21 protein-coding genes and 1 riboswitch are annotated in these 22740 nt (G+C 71.2%); of the genes, 11 read left to right on the plus strand and 10 right to left on the minus strand.

Going from position 1 to position 22740, the window contains the following annotated elements; all coding sequences use genetic code 11:
- Positions 1–92: 92 nt before the first annotated feature.
- The gene (locus EES42_RS07310; protein WP_124717198.1) at positions 93–695 is read right to left on the minus strand and encodes a TetR/AcrR family transcriptional regulator; all 603 of its coding nucleotides are present in this window, start codon (positions 693–695) and stop codon (positions 93–95) included.
- A gap of 112 nt (positions 696–807) precedes the next feature.
- Between EES42_RS07310 and EES42_RS07315 the strand changes: the two genes are divergently transcribed.
- Positions 808–1998, plus strand: coding sequence for a cytochrome P450 (locus tag EES42_RS07315; RefSeq protein ID WP_124717199.1), 1191 nt, complete (start codon positions 808–810; stop codon positions 1996–1998).
- 5 nt (positions 1999–2003) lie between these two features.
- Positions 2004–2222 carry a ferredoxin gene (locus EES42_RS07320; protein WP_206433384.1) on the plus strand — a complete coding sequence of 73 codons (219 nt, stop codon included), beginning with the start codon at positions 2004–2006 and terminating at the stop codon, positions 2220–2222.
- A gap of 86 nt (positions 2223–2308) precedes the next feature.
- Here the strand turns inward: EES42_RS07320 and EES42_RS07325 are convergent, their stop codons facing one another.
- Positions 2309–2764, minus strand: a complete 456-nt coding sequence (locus EES42_RS07325; protein WP_124717201.1) for a MerR family transcriptional regulator — start codon at positions 2762–2764, stop codon at positions 2309–2311.
- Between the two features lie 24 nt (positions 2765–2788).
- Here EES42_RS07325 and EES42_RS07330 point away from each other — a divergent pair, with 24 nt between their 5' ends.
- Positions 2789–4276, plus strand: coding sequence for an MFS transporter (locus EES42_RS07330; protein WP_124717202.1), 1488 nt, complete (start codon positions 2789–2791; stop codon positions 4274–4276).
- Between the two features lie 79 nt (positions 4277–4355).
- Here the strand turns inward: EES42_RS07330 and EES42_RS07335 are convergent, their stop codons facing one another.
- Positions 4356–4820, minus strand: a complete 465-nt coding sequence (locus tag EES42_RS07335) for an RICIN domain-containing protein (protein WP_124717203.1) — start codon at positions 4818–4820, stop codon at positions 4356–4358.
- Positions 4821–5373: 553 nt separating this feature from the next.
- Here EES42_RS07335 and EES42_RS07340 point away from each other — a divergent pair.
- The 3 genes from EES42_RS07340 (at position 5374) to EES42_RS07350 (ending at position 9152) form a co-directional block, all read left to right on the plus strand.
- A complete protein-coding gene (locus EES42_RS07340) occupies positions 5374–6207 on the plus strand; it encodes a hypothetical protein (RefSeq protein ID WP_206433385.1) in 834 nt (277 codons plus the stop codon).
- Positions 6208–6439: 232 nt separating this feature from the next.
- Positions 6440–7681 (plus strand): esterase/lipase family protein, encoded by a 1242-nt coding sequence (locus EES42_RS07345; RefSeq protein WP_124717205.1) that lies wholly within the window; start codon positions 6440–6442, stop codon positions 7679–7681.
- 142 nt (positions 7682–7823) lie between these two features.
- On the plus strand, positions 7824–9152 hold the full coding sequence (locus EES42_RS07350; RefSeq protein WP_241196264.1) for an alpha/beta hydrolase family protein: 1329 nt from the start codon (positions 7824–7826) through the stop codon (positions 9150–9152).
- A gap of 100 nt (positions 9153–9252) precedes the next feature.
- Here the strand turns inward: EES42_RS07350 and groL are convergent, their stop codons facing one another.
- The 4 genes from groL to thrC form a co-directional block, all read right to left on the minus strand.
- Entirely contained in the window at positions 9253–10875 is a 1623-nt protein-coding gene (groL, locus tag EES42_RS07355; protein WP_124717206.1) for a chaperonin GroEL, read from the minus strand.
- Between the two features lie 376 nt (positions 10876–11251).
- Positions 11252–11458: a cold-shock protein gene (locus tag EES42_RS07360; protein WP_003967346.1), complete on the minus strand. Its 207-nt coding sequence runs from the start codon at positions 11456–11458 to the stop codon at positions 11252–11254.
- Between the two features lie 421 nt (positions 11459–11879).
- Positions 11880–12158 (minus strand): MoaD/ThiS family protein, encoded by a 279-nt coding sequence (locus tag EES42_RS07365; protein WP_072487929.1) that lies wholly within the window; start codon positions 12156–12158, stop codon positions 11880–11882.
- Positions 12159–12187: 29 nt separating this feature from the next.
- Positions 12188–13513, minus strand: coding sequence for a threonine synthase (gene thrC, locus EES42_RS07370; RefSeq protein WP_124717207.1), 1326 nt, complete (start codon positions 13511–13513; stop codon positions 12188–12190).
- Between the two features lie 17 nt (positions 13514–13530).
- Positions 13531–13657: riboswitch (SAM riboswitch) on the minus strand.
- A gap of 153 nt (positions 13658–13810) precedes the next feature.
- On the opposite strand from thrC, the gene EES42_RS07375 reads away from it, so the two are divergent.
- Positions 13811–14761 carry a glucosyl-3-phosphoglycerate synthase gene (locus EES42_RS07375; protein ID WP_124717463.1) on the plus strand — a complete coding sequence of 317 codons (951 nt, stop codon included), beginning with the start codon at positions 13811–13813 and terminating at the stop codon, positions 14759–14761.
- A gap of 54 nt (positions 14762–14815) precedes the next feature.
- Positions 14816–16231, plus strand: coding sequence for an alpha,alpha-trehalose-phosphate synthase (UDP-forming) (locus EES42_RS07380; RefSeq protein WP_124717208.1), 1416 nt, complete (start codon positions 14816–14818; stop codon positions 16229–16231).
- A 15-nt stretch (positions 16232–16246) separates the two neighbouring features.
- On the opposite strand, the gene otsB is transcribed toward EES42_RS07380, so the two are convergent.
- The 3 genes from otsB to EES42_RS07395 form a co-directional block, all read right to left on the minus strand.
- Complete coding sequence (gene otsB, locus EES42_RS07385; protein ID WP_124717209.1) at positions 16247–17173, minus strand: trehalose-phosphatase; 927 nt, start codon at positions 17171–17173, stop codon at positions 16247–16249.
- A 145-nt stretch (positions 17174–17318) separates the two neighbouring features.
- Complete coding sequence (locus EES42_RS07390) at positions 17319–17576, minus strand: DUF3263 domain-containing protein (protein WP_124717210.1); 258 nt, start codon at positions 17574–17576, stop codon at positions 17319–17321.
- Positions 17577–17695: 119 nt separating this feature from the next.
- Complete coding sequence (locus EES42_RS07395; RefSeq protein WP_241196265.1) at positions 17696–18916, minus strand: ABC transporter substrate-binding protein; 1221 nt, start codon at positions 18914–18916, stop codon at positions 17696–17698.
- A gap of 505 nt (positions 18917–19421) precedes the next feature.
- On the opposite strand from EES42_RS07395, the gene EES42_RS07400 reads away from it, so the two are divergent.
- From EES42_RS07400 to EES42_RS07410, 3 genes are all read left to right on the plus strand, one after another.
- Positions 19422–20354, plus strand: a complete 933-nt coding sequence (locus EES42_RS07400) for an ROK family protein (protein WP_124717212.1) — start codon at positions 19422–19424, stop codon at positions 20352–20354.
- Positions 20354–21508: an N-acetylglucosamine-6-phosphate deacetylase gene (gene nagA / locus EES42_RS07405; RefSeq protein WP_124717213.1), complete on the plus strand. Its 1155-nt coding sequence runs from the start codon at positions 20354–20356 to the stop codon at positions 21506–21508. Before EES42_RS07400 ends, nagA begins: the two co-directional genes overlap by 1 nt.
- Positions 21509–21678: 170 nt before the next feature.
- On the plus strand, positions 21679–22716 hold the full coding sequence (locus EES42_RS07410; RefSeq protein ID WP_124717214.1) for a 1-phosphofructokinase family hexose kinase: 1038 nt from the start codon (positions 21679–21681) through the stop codon (positions 22714–22716).
- The last annotated feature ends 24 nt before the right edge of the window (positions 22717–22740 follow it).

Below are 22740 nucleotides of genomic sequence, written 5' to 3' on the forward strand. Positions count from 1 at the left end.
CGTACCGGCGCCACTCGCCGCCCCCGCCCGGCCGCACCCTCCGTACAAGAGCCACTCGCCGCCCTCGCCCGGCCGCACCCTTCGTACGGGCGCTACTCGCCGTCCTCGCCCGGCTTCGGCTCCGCCCACAGATGGCCGAGCGTCCCGAGCACCAGCCGGCAGACCTCGTCCGGGTCGGCCCCGGCCAGGGGCTCCCGGGCGACGACCGTCCGCATCAGGCCGATTCCCAGCAGCCAGGCCATGGCGAGATCCGCTCGCAGCGCACCGTCCGGCGCTCCGGACAGCCCGGCCAGCGCGCTCTGGTACGCCTCGCCGAGCTCCCGCAACGTTCCGGCCGCCTCGTCGCCCCGCCCGACCGACCGCAGATAGACCTCCAGGGAGCGGTCCTCCGGCCCCTCCGTGCTCCGGGTCAGCATCGAGCGCAGCGCGGTCTCGAACAGCTCCTCCGGCGGCGTCGCCCGCAGCTGCTCCAGGCCGCCGAGCGCGACGACCTCCGTGAGCAGCCCCCTTTTCGAGCCGAAGTACCTGAACAGCAGGGCCTGGTTGACACCGGCCCGCGCCGCGATGACCCGGACCGTGGTCCCCTCGTAACCCCGCTCCGCGAACAGGTCCCGGGCCGCCTCCAGCAACCGTCGGCGGGTGGCCGCGGCGTCCCTGCGGCGCTCTTCCGGCGGCGGGGCGGAAGCGGTCTCCATGGCGGCATTCCTCTCGAACGGCCCGTCAGGATAACGGCCGTAAAGCGTCGTTGACTCCCCACGAGAGCCGCTCCTACCGTTGTAAGCAGCTGCTTACATCCGGGAGGCCGCAGTGACCACAGCAGATGTCGCACCCCTCGCCTACCCCTTCAACACCCCCGACGGGCTCCAGTTGGCCGAGGCCTACGAGCAGGTACGCGAACGGCCGGGGCTGTTACGGGTCCAGCTGCCGTACGGCGAACCGGCCTGGCTCGTCACCCGCTACGCCGACGCCCGGCTCGTCCTGGGCGACCAGCGCTTCAGCCGGGCCGCCGCCGCCTCGCACGACGAGCCCCGGCAGTCCGAGGGCCAGCGCGACGGGGGCATCCTCGGCATGGACCCGCCGGACCACACCCGGCTGCGCTCCCTGGTCGCCAAGGCGTTCACCGTCCGCCAGGTCGAAAAGCTGCGCCCCCAGGTCCGGGAGCTGACCGCCACCCTCCTCGACGAGATGGAGACCGCGGGGCCGCCCGCCGATCTGGTCGACCTGTTCGCGCTGCCGCTGCCGGTCGCCGTGATCTGCCGAATGCTGGGCGTACCCACCGAGGACCGGCCGCGCTTCCGGGTGTGGAGCGACGACGCGCTGTCGACCAGCTCCCTGACCGCCGAGGAGTTCGACGCGAGCCGCGAGGAACTGCGCGCCTACATGGCCGGGTTGATCGACCAGCACCGCCGCGCACCGCAGGACGACCTGATGACGGCGCTCATCGAGGCCCGGGACGGCGGCGACCGGCTCTCCGAGCTCGAACTCGTCGATCTGTGCGTGGGCATCCTGGTCGCGGGCCACGAGACCACCGCCTCGCAGATCCCCAACTTCGTCCTCACCCTGCTCGACCACCCGGACCAGCTCGCCAGGCTCCGGGCCGAGCCGGAGCTCGTCCCGAACGCGGTGGAGGAGCTGCTGCGCTTCGTGCCCCTGGGCAGCGGCGCCGGTCAACCCCGTTACGCCACCGAGGACATCGAGGTCGGCGGGACGCTCGTCCGGGCCGGCAGCCCGGTCCTGGTCGCCGTCGGCGCCGCCAACCGCGACGCTCTGCGGTTCTCCGCCCCGGGCGTCCTCGACATCGCCCGCGAGGGCAACCAGCACCTCGGATTCGGCCACGGCGTCCACCACTGCCTGGGCGCCCCGCTGGCCCGGCTGGAGCTCCAGGAGGCGATGGCCGCCCTCATCACCCGCTTCCCGGGCCTGCGGCTGGCCGGTGACGTGACCTGGAAGTCCGAGATGCTGGTACGCGGCCCGCGCGTGATGCCGGTGGAGTGGTGACCGCCATGACCTGGAACGTACGCGTCGACCAACGGCTCTGCCAGGGCTCGGGCATGTGCGCCGGGACCGTCCCCGAGGTGTTCGCCCTGGACGGCGAGCACGCCCGCGCCCGGTCGGAGGGCATCGAGCCCGACGAACGGGTCCTGGACGCCGCCGACATCTGCCCGGCCCTGGCGATCACCGTCCACGACGGCAACACCGTCATCGGCCCCCGCCGCGACTGACCGGACCGGCCGAGACTGACCGAACCGGCCGAGACTGACCGGACCGGCCGGGCCCGGAGCTCAGGCCCCGGGCCCGGTGGGGTTGCTCAGCGGTCGGCCGGGGTGCGGGCGGGTGCCCACAGCCGGTCGGCGTCACCGACGGCGAGCCTGCCCCGGTAGACGTCGACCTTGTGGGCGATGAGTTTCAGGTTCTCCTGGAGTTCGGCGATCCTGGCGAGCACCTGGTCCTGGTGCGATTCGAGCAGGTCCAGCCGCTGGTCCTCGTTGCCCCGGCCCGCCGCGACGAGTTCGGCGTAGCGCCGGATTCCCCTGATGGGCATGCCCGTCGCCCGGAGTCTGGTGCAGATGTGGATCCACTGCAGGTCGAACTCGCGGTAGCGGCGCCGGCCGCCGTGGGTCCGGCCGACGGGGGAGACGACCAGGCCGGCGCGTTCGTAGTAGCGCAGGGTGTGTGCGCTCACTCCGGTACGGCGGGCAGCCTCGGCGATGCTCAGCCCCGACTCGGGTACGGGTTCGGGAAGTTGCTGGTTGACTTCGACCACGCTCTCAAATCTAGCGTCCCGGGCATGCCTGAATCCGTGCCCGTACTCAGTCCACGCCGTCGGCTCCTGGTGCTCGCGATCTGCTGCGCGAGCGTGATCGTCGTGGTGATGGACATCTCCGTCGTCAACGTCGCCCTGCCGTCGATCCGCCGCGACCTGCGGGCCTCGGTGTCCGGCCTGCAGTGGACGGTCGACGCGTACACCCTGGTGCTGGCCGGCTTCCTGGTGGCGGCCGGGTCCGCCGCGGACCGGTTCGGCCGTCGGCGCGTCTTCCAGGCCGGCCTTGTCGCCTTCGGTCTCGGCTCGCTGCTGTGCGGCCTGGCGCCGGGCATCGGCTGGCTGATCGCGGCTCGTGTGCTGCAGGCCGTCGGTGGCACGATGCTCAATCCGGTGGCGATGGCGATAGTCGCCACCACCTTTCCCGAACCGGCCGCGCGGGCCAGGGCCATCGGTGTGTTCGGCTCGATGACCGGCCTGTCGCTGGTACTGGGGCCGATCCTCGGCGGCGCCCTGGTCGACGGCTTCGGCTGGCACTCCGTCTTCTGGGTCAACGTGCCGATCGTGGCCGCCGCGATCATGTGCACCGCGTTGTACGTGCCCGAGTCCCGGGCCCCGCGGGTACGCCGGTTCGACCCGGTCGGCCAGATCCTGGTGGTCCTCGTACTGGGTGGCGTCGTCCTCGCGATCACCGAGTCCCGGGGATCGGGCTGGACCTCGCCGTTCATCCTCGGCCTGCTCGCCGCCTCCGTCCTCGGCGGACTGGGCATCCTCCGTTACGAATCGTGCCGCGTCGACCCGCTGTTGGAGCTGCGCCTGTTCCGCAGCGTGCCGTTCGGCTCGGCGATCCTGGTGGCGCTCTTCGCCCTGTGCGGGTTCAGCGCTTTCCTCTTCATGACCACCCAGTACCTGCAGAACGTGCGTGGCATGTCGGCGCTCACGGCCGGACTGTGCCTGCTCCCGGTCGGGGCACTGGTCGTTGTGGTCTCTCCGTTCACCGGCCGGCTGGTCGGTGCGCGCGGCCCCAGAATGCCGCTGGTGGTCGCCGGTTGCGCGCTGGCGCTGGGCGGCGGCGCATCGCTCCGGCTCACACCGGACACCCCGTTGCCGGCCGTGCTCGCGGTCTACCTGCTGTTCGGCGTCTTCCTGAGCACCGTGAACCCGCCGATCACCAACACCGCGGTCTCCGGAATGCCCCGCTCGATGGCCGGGGTCGCCACCTCACTCGCCTCCGCCGGCCGGCAGACCGGCACCACCCTGGGCGTCGCCCTCTCCGGAACGATCGCGGGATCGGCGTCGACCGACGGCGGGGCGGCGTTCGTCGGCGCGGAGCACGGCGTGTGGTGGATGGTGCTCGGGCTGGGCGTCGGCATCGCGGCCCTGGGGCTGCTCAGCACCGGGCGCCGGGCCCTGGGCACCGCCGTGCGAGCGGCGGCACTGTTCGAAGAGGTGGACCGCGGCACGGGCCTTCGGGCCGGTGGGCTTCCCGGTCACGGGGGCACGCGACAGCGGTGACCCGGGCTCTGCGGCGGCCGGGAAACGTGGCCGGGCCCGGAGCTCAAGCCCCGGGCCCGGTCACGGAATGTGCGGCGGACTAGCCGAGCCGCTGCAGGATCCACTGGGGGCGGGGCTCGGGGAGCAGGGCCGCACGGCCGTCCTGCGTGGACAGGAAACCGAACTCGCCCCGGCCGAGGGCGATGACGGCGGGCTGACCGTCGCCCGTGTCCTGGATCGACCACTGGTCCGGCTGGTTGCCGCACTGGTCCACCCACACCGCCGGCGGGTAGATCCGGACCGGCGAGAGCGCCAGGCAGCGGCCCTCGCCCCGGGCCTCGACGATCCGGGCCAGGCCGTTGCCCTGGTTGCGGATCTCCCACACGGTGCCGGGGTTGCACGGCTCGACGTGACCCCCGAGCGGGCCGTTGCCGCCCGCGAGACACGCGCCGCCGCGTACGTCACGGATGAAGTAGGAGCCGTCGTCGGCGGCCTGGGCGGGGGTGGCGAGCGCCATGGCCGCGACGGCGGACACGGCAAGAGACAGGATCGAACGGATACGCACGGGGATCCTCCGGGAAGTGCAGGAGAGAGGAACGGGAATGCGGGCCGACGGCCCGCAGGATCAAGATCACAAACACCCGCGCCCGACCGCACGCCCCCTGGCCCCGCGGCCCGTTTCTCCACCTCAACAGCAGGGGGCGCTCACGCATCACGGACGGCGCACTCCCATCATTCGCACGCCCCGACGGGGGACGGATCGCACCCCGAACCTCCCCCGGACCGCCCCCGGACCGCCCCCGAGGCTCAAGCCGCGAAGTCCGAGCGCTCTTTCCAAGGACGGGGAGGTGGGACACCTTCCACCCACCCCGCCCGAGCAGCGAGTTGACCTTTCGTGACCGACTTGCCACCGACCGTGGTTACGCTCTAGCGTGCCGAATGCGGGGCGATGCTCCGTGACGCAGAACGGCCCCTGCCGGTGCTACCAACACCAAAACAGGGGCCTGACCACTTCGACCGCTTCAGAGAGCGATCCGATGGCTGTCAGTCAGCTTAGTGCTACCCCGTGCGCGCCGCGTGTATCGCTACCCGCACCCCCGCCCACACCCCCGCACCCGATGGCCAATCCGGGGTACGGCAAGCGCTCCGCGCCGGGTGAACATCCGGCGGCCGACCGCGAGTTCGGGCACCTTCCGCCGCGCGAGGCGTCCATCGCCGCGTACATCGACCGGCTACCCGAGGGCGCCGACATCTCCGTGAAGACGCTGGCCAAACACCTCCCGTACGGGCAGTGCGCGCTGCGTACCGCCCTCAACAGGCTCCAGGACGCCGGGCATCTGCGGCGCGGCAGCGAGTGCGTCGCCAATGACGAAGTGCTGCTCTGGGTGACCCGGACGTTCTTCTCCCGGACCGCGCGGGACGACGAGTGGTGGGCGGCGTTCACCCGGGGCGACGCACCGCCCGAGCAGCCCCAACGCCCCACCCGCTCCCGGGCGTTCATGCTCCTCGCCGCGCTCGGACGCACCGCCCCCTCACTCACCCTGTCGGCGGCGGACTGCACCTCGCTGGAACCGCAGGTCGGCGCCTGGTTCGAGCGCGGCGCCACGGAACCGGAGCTCCTGCACGCCCTCACCGACGGGCTGCCCACCCCCGTCCACCACGCGGCGGCCCTCGTCCGCAGGCGGCTCATCGACAAGATGCCACCCGAACGGGTCACTCCGACGCAACGGCGAACGGTGTTGCGCACCCTCGAATGCAGCGAGTGCCGCACACCGGGCAGCGCGGAAGCCCTGATCGGCGGCAGGTGCAGGCCGTGCCGGGGCGAAGAGATCGCCGCACCGGCCGGACCCGGCGGAGCCGTACCGGCGGACGGCGTGCGCAGCCGGATGAACGACGTACGGGCCGGGCTGGCCCGACGAACTGTACGGACGGGCCGCCTGGCCAAGCCGTAGAAACGGGCCGCCCGGCCAACTCGCAGGACCAGGCCGCCCGGCCAACTCGCAGGACCGGGCCGCCCGGCCGACTCGCAGGACCAGGCCCCGGCCGACTCGCAGGATCAGGCCTCCCCATGTTCGAAACCGGCTCCCACCTGGGGGTGGTTTGATCCACATTCCCTACCGGTCGACTACTCCCCGTGTTCCTCTTGGCACCGGCTGTTACGAACCACCCAAAGGGGAACGAACCATGTCCGAACCCACCCACGAGCAGATCGTCTCCGGGCTCCACGACCGGCCCGCCATCGCGCTGGCCCCCGGCCCCCGCCTGGACGCCGAGAAGCCCAGCTCCCTCCCGTTGCAGCCCAGCGAGGTGTGGGATCTGCCGGGCGGTACCGCCTGGGTCTACTACGGCGAGGGGAACACCGGTCTCGTGCGGCCGGTCATCTTCGCCGACGGCTTCAACACGGGGCCGAGCGAGCTGGAATTCTCCTGGCAGATCATGGAGTTCGGCGACTACGCGCTCATCAGCGAGCTGCGCCGACGCGGCCACGATGTCGTCCTCCTCGGTTTCGACGAGCGCAGTGCGTCGATTCTGGACAACTCCCGTACGGCGCAGGCCGCGATCATGCGCGCCATCGCGGAACGAGAGAGCGACACACCGCTGGCGGTCGGCGGGTTCAGCATGGGCGGGCTCGTCACCCGGCACGCGCTGGCCAAGATGGAGCAGAAGGGCATGGACCACCGGACGGCGGTGTACTTCTCCTACGACAGCCCGCACCGGGGCGCCTGGATCCCGATCGCGCTCCAGGCGTTCGCGCACTACGTCAAGGATCTCGACAGCCGGTTCTCGGACCAGATCAACAGCCCGGCCGCCCGCCAGCTGCTGTGGCGCCACATCGAGAAGTGGGACAGCACCCCGGACCAGAGCGACGAGCGCGGCGCCTTCCTGGCGGAGATGCAGGCGGTCGGCGAATGGCCGCGCCGGCCCCGGCTGATCGGTGTGGCCAACGGCAGGGGCGACGGCGAGGGCACCGACGTACGGGCGGGCGAACTGGCGCTGGAGGGCAAGGGCCTGTCGGTCGTGGGCACCAAGCTCTACACCCAGGCGCCGGGCCCCGACGAGCTGGTCGCGAAGCTGCGGGTGGTGACGCTGAAGACCAACGAGGTCCGTACGAACGGGCTTCCGTCGATCGACGGTGCCCCCGGCGGTTCGCTGGAAGGCTTCGGCATCCTCGCCGACGGGCTCAACGCCCTCAACGCGATCCTCGGCTTCAAGACCGATGTGCGCATCCGGTCGCACTGCTTCGTGCCGTCCGTCAGCGCGGTCGACGTCGCCGACCCGGACACGGACGAGAACCTGTACCAGGACATCTCCTCGCTCCCGGAAGGCACCAGCGGGCTGGACGAGTTCAAGTTCGCTTCCCGGAACGAGGGACACACCCTGGTGACCGAGGAACTCTGCACCTGGCTGCTCGACCGCCTGCCGTAGCACGGCGCGTCGCCCCATGCCCCCCTGCCTCATACCGGGGAGCCAAGGGCTCATGACGGAATGGGGACTGCGGTATCACGCGCTCACGATGCTCCGGCGGGCATCGTGGGTGCGTCCACCGCAGACCTACGGGGAGCCCCACGTGACAGCCGTTCCGCACAATCCCGGTCGTGACCGCAGCCGTGGCCACAGCCGTCGTCAGGTGCTCGTCACCGGGCTGGCGGCTTCGGCGTTGCTGGCCACGAACGCCCTGCCGTCACCCGCCACAGCGGCGGCCGGCCCGGCCCGCCGCACCTCACTCCCGAAGGCCGTGCTGCCGAAAGCCGTACTGCCGCGCCCCACCGGCCCGTTCGCCGTCGGCACCGTCGCGCTCCACCTCGTCGACCGTTCGCGGACCGAGCCCTGGGTGCCGGGCACCTCCGCCCATCGGGAGCTGATGGTCAGCCTCTGGTATCCGGCCCGGCCGGGCGGGGCGGCGCGTGCCGTGCCGCAGATGACGGCGGCGGCCGCGGCCCACTTCGGCAGCGCGGAGGGGGCCGCCGCCATGAACCTGAGGATGGCGCCCGGAAGCGTCGACTGGGGTGCGACGCTCACCCACGCGTACCGGGACGCCCCCGTCGACCGCCGGGCCGGGAGGCTGCCCGTGGTGTTGTACTCCCCCGGGCTCGGCGACCCCCGCACCTGGAACACCGCGCTGGTGGAGGACCTGGCGAGCCGGGGGTACGCCGTCGTCACGGTCGACCACACCCACGAGGCGACCGAGGTCGAGTTCCCGGACGGCCGGCTGGCCACCATGCGGATCTTCGACGGGGCGCCGCCCACCGACCCGGCGGCGATCAGCGCCCTGCTGGAGAAGGTCGTGGCGGTCCGGGTCGCCGACACCCGGTTCGTGCTGGACGAGCTGGCCCGGCTGAACCGGACCCGGTTCGGCGGCGAGCTCGATCTGCGCCGGGTCGGCGTCTTCGGCCAGTCCGCGGGCGGGTTCACCGCCGCGCAGACGATGCACGACGACCGGCGCTTCCTGGCGGGCATCAACATGGACGGCGAGATGGACTACGTCGGCGGCCGGGAACCGGACGGCACCCACCTGAGCAGCGTGGCCCTGGACGGGCTCGACCGGCCGTTGCTGCTGATGGGGACCGGCAGTGAGGGCTCGGGCGACTACCGGCAGCAGCCGTCCTGGGCGGCGTTCTGGGCGAACACCCGCGGCTGGAAGGCCGATGTGACGCTGACCGGGTCACGGCACGCCTCGTACACGGACGCCGAGGCGCTGCTGCCTCGGCTGGCCCGGCAGGGCGCGGTGCCGGACGGCGGGCTCGCCGCGGCGGTCGGGACGGTGCCGCCGGGCCGCGCCCTGGCCGCGAACCGGGCGTACGTGGCGTCGTTCTTCGACCGGTGGCTGCGCGGGCGCGACGACCAGCTGCTCGACGGGCCCTCCGAACGCTTCCCGGAGATGGTGTTCACCCGGTAGCACCACGGGCGGGAGACGCACGTGGGCCCCGGGACCGAAATGGTCCCGGGGCCCACGCGGCAGAGCTGGGAAGCTGTGCCGGACTGCCGATCCGTCAGGATCAGAAGTCCATGTCACCGCCCGGCATGCCGCCCGGAGCGGCCGCGGCGGCCTTCTCCGGCTTGTCGGCGATGACGGCCTCGGTGGTGAGGAACAGCGCGGCGATGGACGCGGCGTTCTGCAGAGCGGAACGCGTGACCTTCGCCGGGTCGAGGATGCCCTCGGCGATCATGTCGACGTACTCGCCGGTCGCGGCGTTCAGACCGTGGCCGACGGCCAGGTTGCGCACCTTCTCGACGACGACGCCGCCCTCAAGACCACCGTTGACGGCGATCTGCTTGAGCGGGGCCTCCAGCGCCAGCTTGACGGCGTTGGCGCCGGTCGCCTCGTCACCCGAGAGCTCCAGCTTCTCGAAGACGGCCGAGGCCTGGAGCAGAGCCACGCCACCACCGGCGACGATGCCCTCCTCGACGGCGGCCTTGGCGTTGCGCACCGCGTCCTCAATGCGGTGCTTGCGCTCCTTGAGCTCGACCTCGGTCGCGGCACCGGCCTTGATGACGGCCACGCCGCCGGCCAGCTTCGCGAGGCGCTCCTGGAGCTTCTCGCGGTCGTAGTCCGAGTCGGAGTTCTCGATCTCGGCGCGGATCTGGTTGACCCGGCCCTGGACCTGGTCGCTGTCACCGGCGCCGTCGACGATGGTCGTCTCGTCCTTGGTGATGACGACCTTGCGGGCGCGGCCGAGCAGGTCGAGACCGGCGTTCTCCAGCTTGAGGCCGACCTCCTCGGAGATGACGGTGCCACCGGTGAGGATGGCGATGTCGCCGAGCATGGCCTTGCGACGGTCACCGAAGCCCGGGGCCTTGACGGCGACGGACTTGAAGGTGCCACGGATCTTGTTGACGACCAGGGTCGACAGGGCCTCGCCCTCGACGTCCTCGGCGATGATCAGCAGCGGCTTACCGGACTGCATGACCTTCTCCAGCAGCGGAAGGAGGTCCTTCACGTTGCTGATCTTCGAGTTGACGATCAGGATGTACGGGTCGTCCAGGGACGACTCCATGCGCTCCATGTCGGTGGCGAAGTACGCCGAGATGTAGCCCTTGTCGAAGCGCATACCCTCGGTGAGCTCCAGCTCCAGACCGAAGGTCTGGGACTCCTCGACGGTGATGACGCCTTCCTTGCCGACCTTGTCCATGGCCTCGGCGATGAGCTCGCCGATCTGGGTGTCGGCGGCGGAGATGGAGGCCGTCGAAGCGATCTGCTCCTTGGTCTCCACGTCCTTGGCCTGCTCCAGGAGGGCGGCGGAGACGGCCTCGACGGCCTTCTCGATACCCCGCTTGAGGGCCATCGGGTTGGCACCCGCGGCGACGTTGCGCAGACCCTCGCGGACGAGAGCCTGGGCGAGAACGGTGGCGGTGGTCGTACCGTCGCCGGCGACGTCGTCCGTCTTCTTGGCGACCTCCTTGACCAGCTCCGCACCGATCTTCTCGTACGGGTCCTCCAGCTCGATCTCCTTGGCGATGGAAACACCATCGTTGGTGATCGTGGGGGCGCCCCACTTCTTCTCAAGGACGACGTTGCGACCCTTGGGGCCAAGGGTGACCTTGACGGCGTCGGCGAGCTGGTTCATGCCGCGCTCGAGACCGCGCCGGGCCTCCTCGTCGAACGCGATGATCTTGGCCATGTGAAGTGGTCCTCCCGGACAGGGGTGGATTTCTCCGGACCGAGTGGCGCCCGCGACGGACGGCCTGCGTGACCGGTGGTTCCTTGCCCCACCGACCTGCGGGCCTCACCGGCCCGGTCCAAGTTCTGTCACTCTCACCTGGAGAGTGCTAACGCAATGATTAGCACTCGACCCCCGAGAGTGCAAGCGTCCCCCTCCGGATGTGGACAACGGTGGACGCCTGTGGACGGGGCCGCGGACAGCTGTGGACGACGCCGGCCGGCTGTGGACGACGCCGGCCGACGCCCGGCGGCGCGTCAGGACGCACCGAGGGCCCGTACCCCCGGGGTACGGGCCCTCAGCGCGTGAGTGGTGTCGTTGGCCGACCGCGCCGAACTCAGCCGACGGCGAGCTTGACCATGTCTGCCTGCGGCCCCTTCTGGCCCTGCGAGATCTCGAATTCAACTCGCTGACCCTCTTCGAGGGTGCGGTACCCGTCCATCTGGATCGCGCTGTAGTGGACGAAAACATCCGCACCACCGTCGACCGCGATGAAGCCGTACCCCTTCTCCGCGTTGAACCACTTGACGGTGCCCTGAGCCATGCCTAACTCCCCTATTACTGGCCCTTGCGCAGGACCGCACTTCGCGGACCCGGGTCAGAACTCACCCTCCGACAGGAGAGGGTGGGTGCGCCGGAACGCGTCGACCGCGGCTGAATGTATCTGCCCAACTGCCCTCTGCAACAGGTCAATCGGACGAGAATTCTCGGCCGCGCCGAACGCCCGAATATGCGGGATTCATGAGATTCCTGGGCAAGTCGGGCCAGGCAAAGGCGACTTATGCCGCAAGGACAACACACACTTTGGCTGCATCTTGTCGCGGCCGGGCGCATTCTCATATGCGGGCGGCGCGGGCAGCTGGGGGGACTTCCCACACTGTACCCCGCTCAACCATGCAGAATTGCCCCCTCCGCTTCAAACGCGGAGGGGGCAATTCGATAACGCGATACGGCCGGACGGGGCGTCAGCAGCCGCCCGCCACCGCCGGGATGATCGAGATGCCGGCGCCGTCGGGCGTCGCGGTCTCCAGGCCGCCCTCGAAGCGCACGTCGTCGTCGTTGACGTACACGTTCACGAAGCGGCGCAGCTTGCCCTGGTCGTCCAGGACGCGGGCGGCGATGCCCGGGTGGTTCTGCTCCAGGGACTCGATGACCTGGGAGAGGGTCGAGCCCTCGGCCGGGACCTCGGCCTGGCCGCCCGTGTAGGTGCGGAGGATGGTGGGGATGCGGACCTTGACGCTCATGGTGGGTGCCCTTCCTGAAGTCTCGGTGGTCAGCTGGTGGCGAGGCCGGCGGCGCGGAACGCCTCCAGGCTGGGGCGGATCGTCGCGGTCGCCTGAGAGGTTTCGGCCACCGCGTCGAGGGTCTTGAGGCCGTCACCCGTGTTGAGTACGACGGTGGTCAGCGACGGGTCGATCAGACCGGCCTCGATGAGCTTCTTCGTCACGCCGACCGTCACACCGCCCGCCGTCTCCGCGAAGATGCCCTCGGTGCGCGCCAGCAGCTTGATCGCGTCGACGACCTGCTCGTCGTTCACGTCCTCCACCGCGCCGCCGGTGCGGCGGGCGATGTCCAGGACGTACGGGCCGTCGGCCGGGTTGCCGATCGCCAGGGACTTGGCGATGGTGTTCGGCTTCTGCGGCCGGACCACGTCGTGGCCGCCCTTGTACGCGACCGAGACCGGGGAGCAGCCCTCGGCCTGGGCGCCGAAGAGCTTGTACGGCTTGTCCTCGACCAGGCCGAGCTTGATCAGCTCCTGGAGACCCTTGTCGATCTTGGTGAACTGCGAGCCGGACGCGATCGGGATGACCAGCTGGTCCGGGAGCCGCCAGCCGAGCTGCTCGCAGATCTCGTACGCCAGGGTCTTGGAGCCCTCGCCGTAGTACGGACGCAGGTTGACGTTGACGAAGCCCCAGCCCTCGCCGAGCGGGTCGCCGATGAGCTCGGAGCAGAAGCGGTTGACGTCGTCGTAGTTGCCCTCGATGCCGACCAGTTCGCCGCCGTACACCGCGGCCATGACGACCTTGCCCTGCTCCAGGTCGTGCGGGATGAACACGCAGGAGCGGAAGCCGGCGCGGGCGGCGGCGGCGCCGACGGCACCGGCGAGGTTGCCGGTGGAGGAGCAGGAGAGGGTGGTGAAGCCGAAGGCGCGGGCGGCCTCGATGGCCTGGGCTACGACGCGGTCCTTGAAGGAGTGCGTGGGGTTGCCGGAGTCGTCCTTGACGAACAGCTTGCCCTGCTCGACGCCGAGCTCGCGGGCGAGGTTGTCGGCCTGGACGAGCTTGGTCCAGCCGGGGTTCAGGTTCGGCTTCTCGGCGACGTCGGCGGGGACCGGCAGCAGCGGCGCGTAGCGCCAGATGTTGGCGGGGCCCGCCTCGATGCGCTTCTTCAGCTCTTCGGGGGAGCCGCTCGGCAGGTCGTACGCGACTTCGAGCGGCCCGAAACAGGACGCGCAGGCGAAAATGGGGCCGAGTTCGAACCGCTCGCCGCACTCGCGGCAGGAAAGGCCCGAAGCGGGGCCGAGGTCGACGGCTTCAACGTTGACGGCTTCGGCGTCGACGGAAGAATCGGTGCTTACTGCAACGGTCTGCGCAGCCATGGTGGCGAGGCCCTTTCTCCTCATCTTCCTCGCGGCGCGTTTCGCCACGAGACGGAATTGGCACCTTCCTCACCGGACCTCACGGTCGGTGGGGGGGTTGCCGGGACTTCAACGGGCCGTTCCCTCAGTCCCTCTGGATGAGCGCTGTGGCACCGGATCTTCGATCCGGGCATTTATCGGCGGACGGACCCCGGCATGCGATGGTCGTCCGCGTTGTTCAAGACTGTAACCGAAGCACCGGACTGTTGAGATAGTCGTCCGAACCGCGAGATGGATCACATACAGGGAGTATCGACCGTGCTGGAAGAGGTCGAATGCTGGCTGGCCAGGCGTTCCTGGTCGGCCGCCGACCGTCCGATGGAGCGCCTGCTGGCCGCCAGGGCCGCGGAGGCGGGCCGCGGGAGCGTCAGTGTCGTACTGCCGGCGCTGAACGAGGAGGCGACGGTCGGCGAGATCGTCGCGACGATCCGGCGCGAGCTGATGGAGAAGGTCCGGCTGGTCGACGAGCTCGTGGTGATCGACTCCGGTTCCACCGACGCCACCGCCGAGGTGGCCCGGGAGGCCGGCGCCCGGGTGGTGCACCGCGACGCGATACTCCCTCGGATCCCGGCCGTACCCGGCAAGGGCGAGGTGCTGTGGCGTTCGCTCCTGGTGACCGGGGGCGACATCGTCTGCTTCATCGACGCCGATCTGAAGGACTTCTCGGCGGACTTCGTCTCCGGCATCGTCGGCCCGCTGCTGACCGAACCGGACGTGCAGTTCGTGAAGGCGATGTACGACCGCCCGTTCGGGGACACGACGGGCCAGGGCGGCCGGGTGACCGAGCTGGTGGCCCGTCCGCTGCTCAATCTGCACTGGCCGCAGCTGGCCGGTTTCGTACAGCCGCTGGGCGGCGAGTACGCCGTGCGCCGCTCGCTGCTCGAACGGCTGCCCTTCCCTGTCGGCTACGGCGTGGAGCTGGGCCTGCTGGTCGACGCGCTGCACACGGTGGGGCTGGACGCGCTGGCCCAGGTCGACGTGGGGGTGCGCAAGCACCGGCACCAGGACGGGCAGGCGCTCGGCCGGATGGCGGCGGCGATCTACCGCACCGCCCAGCTGCGGCTCTCCCGCGGCCACCTGATCCGCCCGGTCCTCACCCAGTTCGAGCGCGGCGAGAACGGCTTCGTACCGCGCACCCATGCCGTGGACACCGAGGAGCGGCCGCCGATGTGCGAGATCCAGGAGTACGTTTCGCGCCGCGCGGCCTGACGTGGCCTGACTTCGCACGTTTGGGCGGTTCGTGATCTGGCTAGATTCCGCAACATGGTCTCCGAGCACGATGCCCAGCCCGCTGCCCGGTCCGGCGTCCGGTCCGATGCCCAGGTCCTCGTCGCGTCCAACCGCGGCCCGGTCTCGTACACCCTGGGAGAGGACGGATCGCTCGACGCGAGACGCGGCGGCGGCGGTCTCGTCTCCGGGCTGAGCGCCGTCGACGACAAGCTGTGGGTGTGTGCCGCGCTCGGTGCCGGGGACCGGGAGGCGGTCCGGCGCGGGGTCGCCGAGCAGGGCGTACGGATGCTCGACATCGACGCCGAGGTGCACGCCGACGCGTACAACGGCATCGCCAACTCGGTGCTCTGGTTCGTCCACCACATGCTGTACCAGACGCCGCTGGAGCCGGTCTTCGACGCGGAGTTCCGGCGGCAGTGGGCGTCGTTCGAGACCTACAACCGGGCCTTCGCCGAGGCGCTCGCCGAGGAGGCGGGGCAGGGTGCGGCGGTGCTGGTGCAGGACTACCACCTGGCGCTGGTGCCGGGCATGCTCCGCGAGCTGCGCCCCGATCTGCGGATCGGCCACTTCTCGCACACCCCGTGGGCGCCCGTCGACTACTTCCGGCTGCTCCCCGACGACATCGCCGAGCAGTTGCTGCACGGCATCCTGGGCGCGGACCGGGCGGCGTTCCTGACCCGGCGCTGGGCGGACGCGTTCATCGGCTGCTGCACCCAGATCCTGGGCGGCACCGGGCGGACCAGGATCGGGGTGCACGGGCTCGGCGCGGACGCGGACTTCCTGCGCCGCCGTGCCCACGAGGCGGATGTGGACGAGCGGATGGCGGCGCTGCGCGAGCAGACCGGCCCCGGCCGGAGGACGATCGTACGGGTGGACCGAACGGAACTGTCCAAGAACATCGTGCGCGGCCTGCTCGCGTACCGCGCGCTCCTGGACGAACGGCCCGAGTGGCGCGAGCGGGTCGTCCATGTCGCCTTCGCCTACCCCTCCCGGCAGGACCTGGCGGTGTACCGCGACTACACGGCCGAGGTGCGGCGGGTCGCCGACGAGATCAACGCCGAGTACGGCATGCCCGGCTGGACGCCGGTGGTGCTGCACGTCAAGGACGACTTCGCCCGCTCGCTCGCCGCGTACCGGCTGGCCGACGTGGCGCTCGTCAACCCGATCCGCGACGGCATGAACCTGGTCGCCAAGGAGATCCCGGTCGTCTCCGACCACGGCTGCGCGCTGGTGCTGTCGCGGGAGGCGGGGGCCTACGAGGAGCTGGGCAGCGACGCGGTGGTGGTCAATCCGTACGACGTCTCCGCGACGGCGGCGGCGCTGCACGAGGCGCTGACGATGGCGGACGACGAACGGGCGGCGCGCACGGAACGCCTGGCCGCGGCGGCGGTCGCGCTGCCGCCGCAGCAGTGGTTCCTGGACCAGCTGGACGCGCTGCGGCGGGACTGAGTCGGGGCCCGGGCGTCAGATCTGCCGGGCCAGCGCCGCCAGGAAGGCGACGACGTCGCCCGGTCCGGCCAGCAGCAGATCGGCCCGCTCGGCCAGTTCGGGCACCTCCGCGCTGCCGCTGCACACCAGCAGGCCGGGGATGCCGTCGGCGCCGTCGGTGCGGAGCTTCTCCACCGCGGCGTAGGCGGCGAGGTCGCCGAGGTCGTCGCCCGCGTACAGCACGGACTCGGCGTCCGTCTCCCGTACGTACTGGGCGAGCGCCACGCCCTTGTCCATGCCGGGCGGGCGCAGTTCCAGGACCAGCCGGCCCGGTTCGACGATCAGTCCGTGCCGGGCGGCGAGCTCGCCGAGCGGGCCGCCCAGCGCCTCGAACGCGGCCTGCGGGTCGGCGGCCCGGCGGGTGTGGACGGCGATCGCCCGGCCCTTCTCCTCGACCCAGGTGCCGTGCCAGGAGCCGGACCGGTCGAGCACGCCGGGGAGTTCGGCGCGGACCGAGGCGATGCCGGGGTGCGGGGCGGGGGCGTGGACGGTGCCGGACACCGCGTCCCAGCGCTCGGCGCCGTAGTGGCCGAGGACGACGAGGTGGTCGAGGCCCGCGACTCCGGCGAAGCCGCCGTGCCGGACCGCGACGCCGGCCGGGCGGCCGGTGATCACGGCGATGGAGGCCACTTTCGGGGCGAGCGCGACGAGGGCCTCGACGGCGCCGGGGTGGGCGCGGGCCTGTTCCGGGTCCGGGACGATGTCGGCGAGGGTGCCGTCGAAATCGAGCGCGATCACGGCGCGGTCGGGGCGCGCGAGGATCGCGGCGAGGGCCTCGCGGCCGGGCGCGGTGGTGGGGGTCGGGAGCTCGGACGGGGTTTCGCTCGGCGCGGGTGCGGGTGCCGACGCGGATGCGTGTGTGGGTGCGGGTTCGGGTGCGGGTGCTTCCGGGTTGCTGCCCATGAGGGGAGCCTATAGCCGGGGCGGGGAGTTGGGGCGGTGCGGGCATTTTCGGGGCGCTGCCCCCGGACCCCCGCCCCTCGATCGCCGGAGGGGCTTGATTCCGCACTGCCGGAAGGGCCTCGCCGAGCCGAGGGGCTCGGTTCGGCTAGCGCCGTTCGCGCCGCGCGTCCCGCACCCGGCGCAGGCGGTTCACTGTCACCGGGTCCGCCGCCAGTGCGCGGCGGTCGTCGAGCAGGGCGTTGAGGAGCTGGTAGTAGCGGGTGGGCGAGATGCCGAGCTGTTCGCGGATCGCCCGCTCCTTCGCACCGGGGCCGGACCACGACTGCCGTTCGACGGCGAGCACGGCACGGTCACGGTCGGAGAGGCCGTCCGTGTCGTCGGGGCCAGGCGTGGGGGCGGTCATATCAGCCAACATATCGCCCGCACGGAAGGCCGACGGCTCGGAGGGCCGACCGCCCTGAGGGGCTGACCGCCCTGAGGGGCCGACCGCCCTGAGGGGCCGGCCCGGGAGGCCGCCGCCCGCTACTCCGTGTGCTCCGCCGCCGCCGAGTCGCGCGCGATCTTCCCCAGCACGTTCTCGGGGCTGCCGTTCGGCTCGACCGCCTTGCCGATGTTCTTCTTGAACGACTCGCTGGACCGGGCCCAGGACGTCTTGCCGTACGGGTAGATCTGCGAGTTCGGCAGCGCGGCCAGGAACTTCCACAGCGGCTTGAACCTGGCGTCGGACTCCATGGCCGCGGAGGCGCTGTCGGTGACCGGGAGCAGGTCGTACTCGTCGGCGAAGTCGATGACGTTCTTGTCGGTGAACAGATAGTCGAAGAACTTGCCCAGCGGCACCCGGTGGCCGTTCTGCTTGAAGCCCATGATCCAGTCGGCCACGCCCAGCGAGCCCTCGCTCGGGCCGTCGGTGCCGGGCAGCGGCACCATGCCGACGGAGACGCCCTTGCGCTCGGCCTCCTGCATCAGCGTGGGATGGCCGTTCAGCATGCCGACCTCGCCGTCGGTGAACGCGTCGAACGCCTTCTGCCGGTCGAGCCTGCCGGGGGCGACGGGGCCGACGAGGCCCTTGTCGACCAGGTTCGTCTTCAGCCAGTCGAAGGTCCGGACGTTCTCGGCCGAGTCGATCTCGTACGAGCCGCTGTCGTCGATCAGGCCGCCGCCCCCGCTGAGCATCCACATCGTGGCCTCGGCCTGCGACTCCTCCGGGCCGAGCGGCAGCGCGAACGGGCAGTTCACCCCGCGCTGCTTGAGCAGCGCCGCGTCGTCGCGTATGTCGTCCCAGGTCTTCGGGGCGTCCAGGCCCGCCTGCGCGAAGAGCTTCTTGTTGTAGAAGAGCAGCCGGGTGCTGGCGACGAACGGCAGTCCGTACTGGGTGCGGTCCAGACTGCCCGCCTCGGCGAGGGACGGCAGGAAGTTGGCCTGGGTGCGGATGGAGAGCATCTCGTCGGCCCGGTAGAGCTTGCCGGCCTTGGCGTAGTCGGCGTACGCGTCGATCTGGGCGATGTCGGGGGCCTGCCCCTTCTTCACCATCGCGGCGACCTCGCGGTCGATGTCCTTCCACGAGTAGATGCTGACGTCGACGTCGATGCCGGGGTGGGACGCCTCGAAGCCCTTGACCAGCCGGTCCCAGTACTTCTCGGAGCTGTTGGCCGGGCCGTTGCCGTAGTCGGCCGCGACGAGCTTGAGGGTGATGTCCCCCGAGCCGCTGCCGGTGTTGCCGCAAGCCGACAACGTCGCTGTCATGCCCAGTGCGGTCACTGCCGCGATCAGTACCCGGTGGCGCAATCGCACAGCCCAGTCCGTCCTCATCCATCGAGTCGCCCGTACCCGCCACGCCGTCGTGGGGCCCTGCGGACGAGGTGCGATCGTCCCCCAGCCCATTGCCGATGGTCTACACCAGAACGGGTATCGCTTTCGCAACGTAACCGGGCCCGTACCCGGTCGTGCCGGGCCTGAGAGCAGGGCCCCGCCGCACGCCTACCGCTGAGTAGGCTCCGGCGCGGGATCCTCCGGGATCCGGACCCCGCCCCACCGCTGTGCCGTACCGCCCGCACCGTTACGCCCCACGCCGCAAGGAGCCGTCCGGCATGTCGCGTGGAGCCTTTCCCGGTGATCCTTTCCTCCTGAAGTCCTTCCGGACCGGGCCGGACCCCGGGCCGCGAAATCGTGGCCGCTATTTTGTATGGATCCGCAACAAACCGGGATAGTGGACTAGACCTTTTTGGTTCCGCGGGCGAAACTGTTTCCCGTGAAACACGTCATCGCCCTCGATGTGGGCGGCACCGGAATGAAGGCCGCACTGGTCGGGGCCGACGGCACCCTGCTGTACGAGGCGCGGCGGGCCACCGGCAGAGAGCGCGGCGCCGAAGCCGTCGTGGAGTCGATCCTCGACTTCGCCGCCGATCTGCGGGCGTACGGCGAGGAGCACCTCGGCGAGAGCGCGGTCGCGGCCGGCGTCGCCGTGCCCGGCATCGTCGACGCCGAGAACGGGATCGCGGTCTACGCCTCGAACCTGGGCTGGCGCGACGTGCCCATGCGGCAACTGCTCGGCGAGCGGCTCGGCGGTGTTCCCGTCGCACTCGGCCACGACGTACGCACCGGCGGGCTCGCCGAGGGCCGGATCGGCGCGGGCAAGGACGCCGACCGCTTCGTCTTCGTACCGCTGGGCACCGGCATCGCCGGGGCCATCGGCATCGCGGGCACGATCGAGGCGGGCGCGCACGGATACGCGGGCGAGATCGGGCACATCGTGGTCCGGCCGGACGGGCCGGACTGCAGCTGTGGCCAGCGCGGCTGTCTGGAGACCCTGGCGTCCGCGTCCGCCGTCAGCCGCGCCTGGGCCGCCGCCTCCGGCGACCCCGAGGCGGACGCCGCGGACTGTGCGAAGGCCGTCGAGTCCGGCGACCCGGCTGCCGTCGCGGTCTGGCAGAACGCGGTCGACGCGCTCGCCGCCGGGCTGGTCACCGCGCTGACGCTGCTCGACCCGCGCACGATCATCATCGGTGGCGGTCTCGCCGAGGCCGGGGAAACCTTGTTCACACCACTCCGTGCGGCCGTCGAGGAACGGGTCACGTTCCAGAAGCTGCCCCACATCGTCCCGGCGGCCCTCGGGGACACCGCCGGATGCCTGGGCGCAGGGCTGCTCGCCTGGGATCTTCTCTCCACGGAGGTATCCGCCTGATGGCCGGACGCGCAGACAGCACAGTTCTCGCAGGTGCCCGGGTGGTGCTTCCCACCGGGACGGTCGAGAACGGCCGGGTGATCGTCGAGGGCACCCGGATCGCCGGTGCCGCGGCGGAGGGCGCACCGACCGTCGACCTGAGCGGCCACTGGGTGGTCCCCGGCTTCGTCGACATGCACAACCACGGCGGTGGCGGCGCCTCCTTCACCTCCGGCACCGTGGACGAGGTCCTCACCGGCATCCGGACCCACCGCGAACACGGCACCACCACCCTGGTCGCCTCCACGGTCACCGGCGAGATGGACTTCCTGGCCCACCGGGCCGGCGTCCTGTCCGAGCTGGTGGAACAGGGCGACCTGGCCGGCATCCACTTCGAGGGGCCGTTCATCTCGCCGTGCCGCAAGGGCGCGCACAGCGAGGAACTGCTGCGCGACCCCGACCCGGCCGAGGTCCGCAAGCTGATGGACGCGGCGCGCGGCACGGCGAAGATGTTCACGCTCGCCACCGAACTGCCGGGCGGCATCGACTCGGTGCGGCTGCTCGCCGAGCACGGCATCATCGCCGCGATCGGCCACACCGACGCCACGTACGAGCAGACCGTCGAGGCGATCGACGCCGGCGCCACCGTCGCCACTCACCTCTTCAACGCGATGCCGCCGCTCGCCCACCGCGAGCCCGGCCCGATCGCGGCGCTGCTGGAGGACGAGCGGATCACCGTCGAGCTGATCAACGACGGCACCCATCTGCACCCCGCGGCCCTGCAACTGGCCTACCACCACGCGGGCGCCCACCGCGTCGCGCTGATCACCGACGCCATGGACGCGGCCGGTTTCGGCGACGGGCTCTACCAGCTCGGCCCGCTCGCGGTCGAGGTCAAGGACGGCGTCGCGCGGCTGGTCGAGGGCAACTCGATCGCGGGCTCCACGCTCACCCTGGACACCGCGTTCCACCGGGCCGTGACCGTCGACCGGATCCCGGTCGGCGACGTCGTGCAGTCCATCTCCGCCAACCCGGCACGACTGCTCGGCGTGTACGACCGGGTCGGCTCGCTGGAACCGGGCAAGGACGCCGACCTGGTGGTCCTGGACGCGGACTTCGGGCTCAAGGGCGTCATGCGCAAGGGCGAATGGATCGAGGAGCCGCAAATCGGCTGATCCGTCCCATTATTGACGGTGAGTCGAATACGTAACGAAGAGACGGCGGTTGGTCCACGGCTCTGGGCCGACCGCCACCTCTTTGGCATGATCGCCTGGAAAACAGCTGGAGAAAGCGCATTCCCCCCAAGGTCTCGCGCTTCGGAGCAGGGATCGAGGGAGCGGCCGCGGTGATCCTCACGGTGACACTGAATACGGCACTCGACCTGACGTACGGCGTCCCGGAACTCGTCCCGCACGCCAGCCACCGCGTCAGCGAGATGTCCGAGCGACCCGGCGGCAAGGGACTGAACGTGGCCCGGGTGCTCTCCGCTCTCGGCCACCGGACCGTGGTCACCGGATTCGCCGGGGGCGCCACCGGGGCGGTGCTCCGCGAACTGCTGGCAGACCTGTCACCGCAGGAGCCCACCGACCCGGGCACCGGCAGCCCGGACGCTCCGCACGCACCCGAGCCCGGGACCGCCCCCGCGCCGACGGCCCCCGCGGCAACGGCCCCCGCGCCGGTCACCGACGCCCTCGTCACCGTCGCCGGGAACACCCGCCGCACCATCGCCGTCGTGGACCGGGCCACCGGCGACACCACCCAGCTCAACGAACCCGGCCCGCTCGTCACCGCCGACGAATGGGCCGCCCTCCTCGACCGGTACGAGGAGCTCCTCGCCGAGGCCGACGCCGTCGCGCTCTGCGGCAGCCTGCCGCCCGGCATCCACGTCGGCGCCTACGCCGAACTCGTCCGGTCGGCCCGCACCGCCGGCGTCCCGGTGCTCCTGGACACCAGCGGCGAACCGCTGCGCCGGGGCATCGCCGCCCGCCCCGACCTGATCAAGCCGAACGCCGACGAGCTCGCCCAGCTCACCGGGTCCCGCGAGCCGATGCGTGCCACCCGCGACGCCCGCCGCCGCGGCGCGCACGGGGTCATAGCCTCGCTGGGCCCGGACGGCATGCTGGCGGTCACCCCCGACGGGATCTGGCAGGCAGCGCCGCCCGCCAGGGTCCCGGGCAATCCGACCGGCGCGGGCGACTCCGCGGTGGCCGGGCTGCTGTCCGGACTCGTCGAGGGGCTGAGCTGGCCGGACCGGCTGCGGCGGGCGGTGGCACTGTCGACGGCGACCGTGCTCTCCCCCACGGCCGGTGATTTCGACCGCGCGGCCTACGAGGAGCTGCTGCCGCGCGTCGGAATCGAGGAACACGCACCGGCGGCCCGATGACTGTCGGGTGACCTCCGACCGGAG

The organism is Streptomyces sp. ADI95-17 (assembly GCF_003846175.1).
GTDB lineage: Bacteria > Actinomycetota > Actinomycetes > Streptomycetales > Streptomycetaceae > Streptomyces > Streptomyces sanglieri.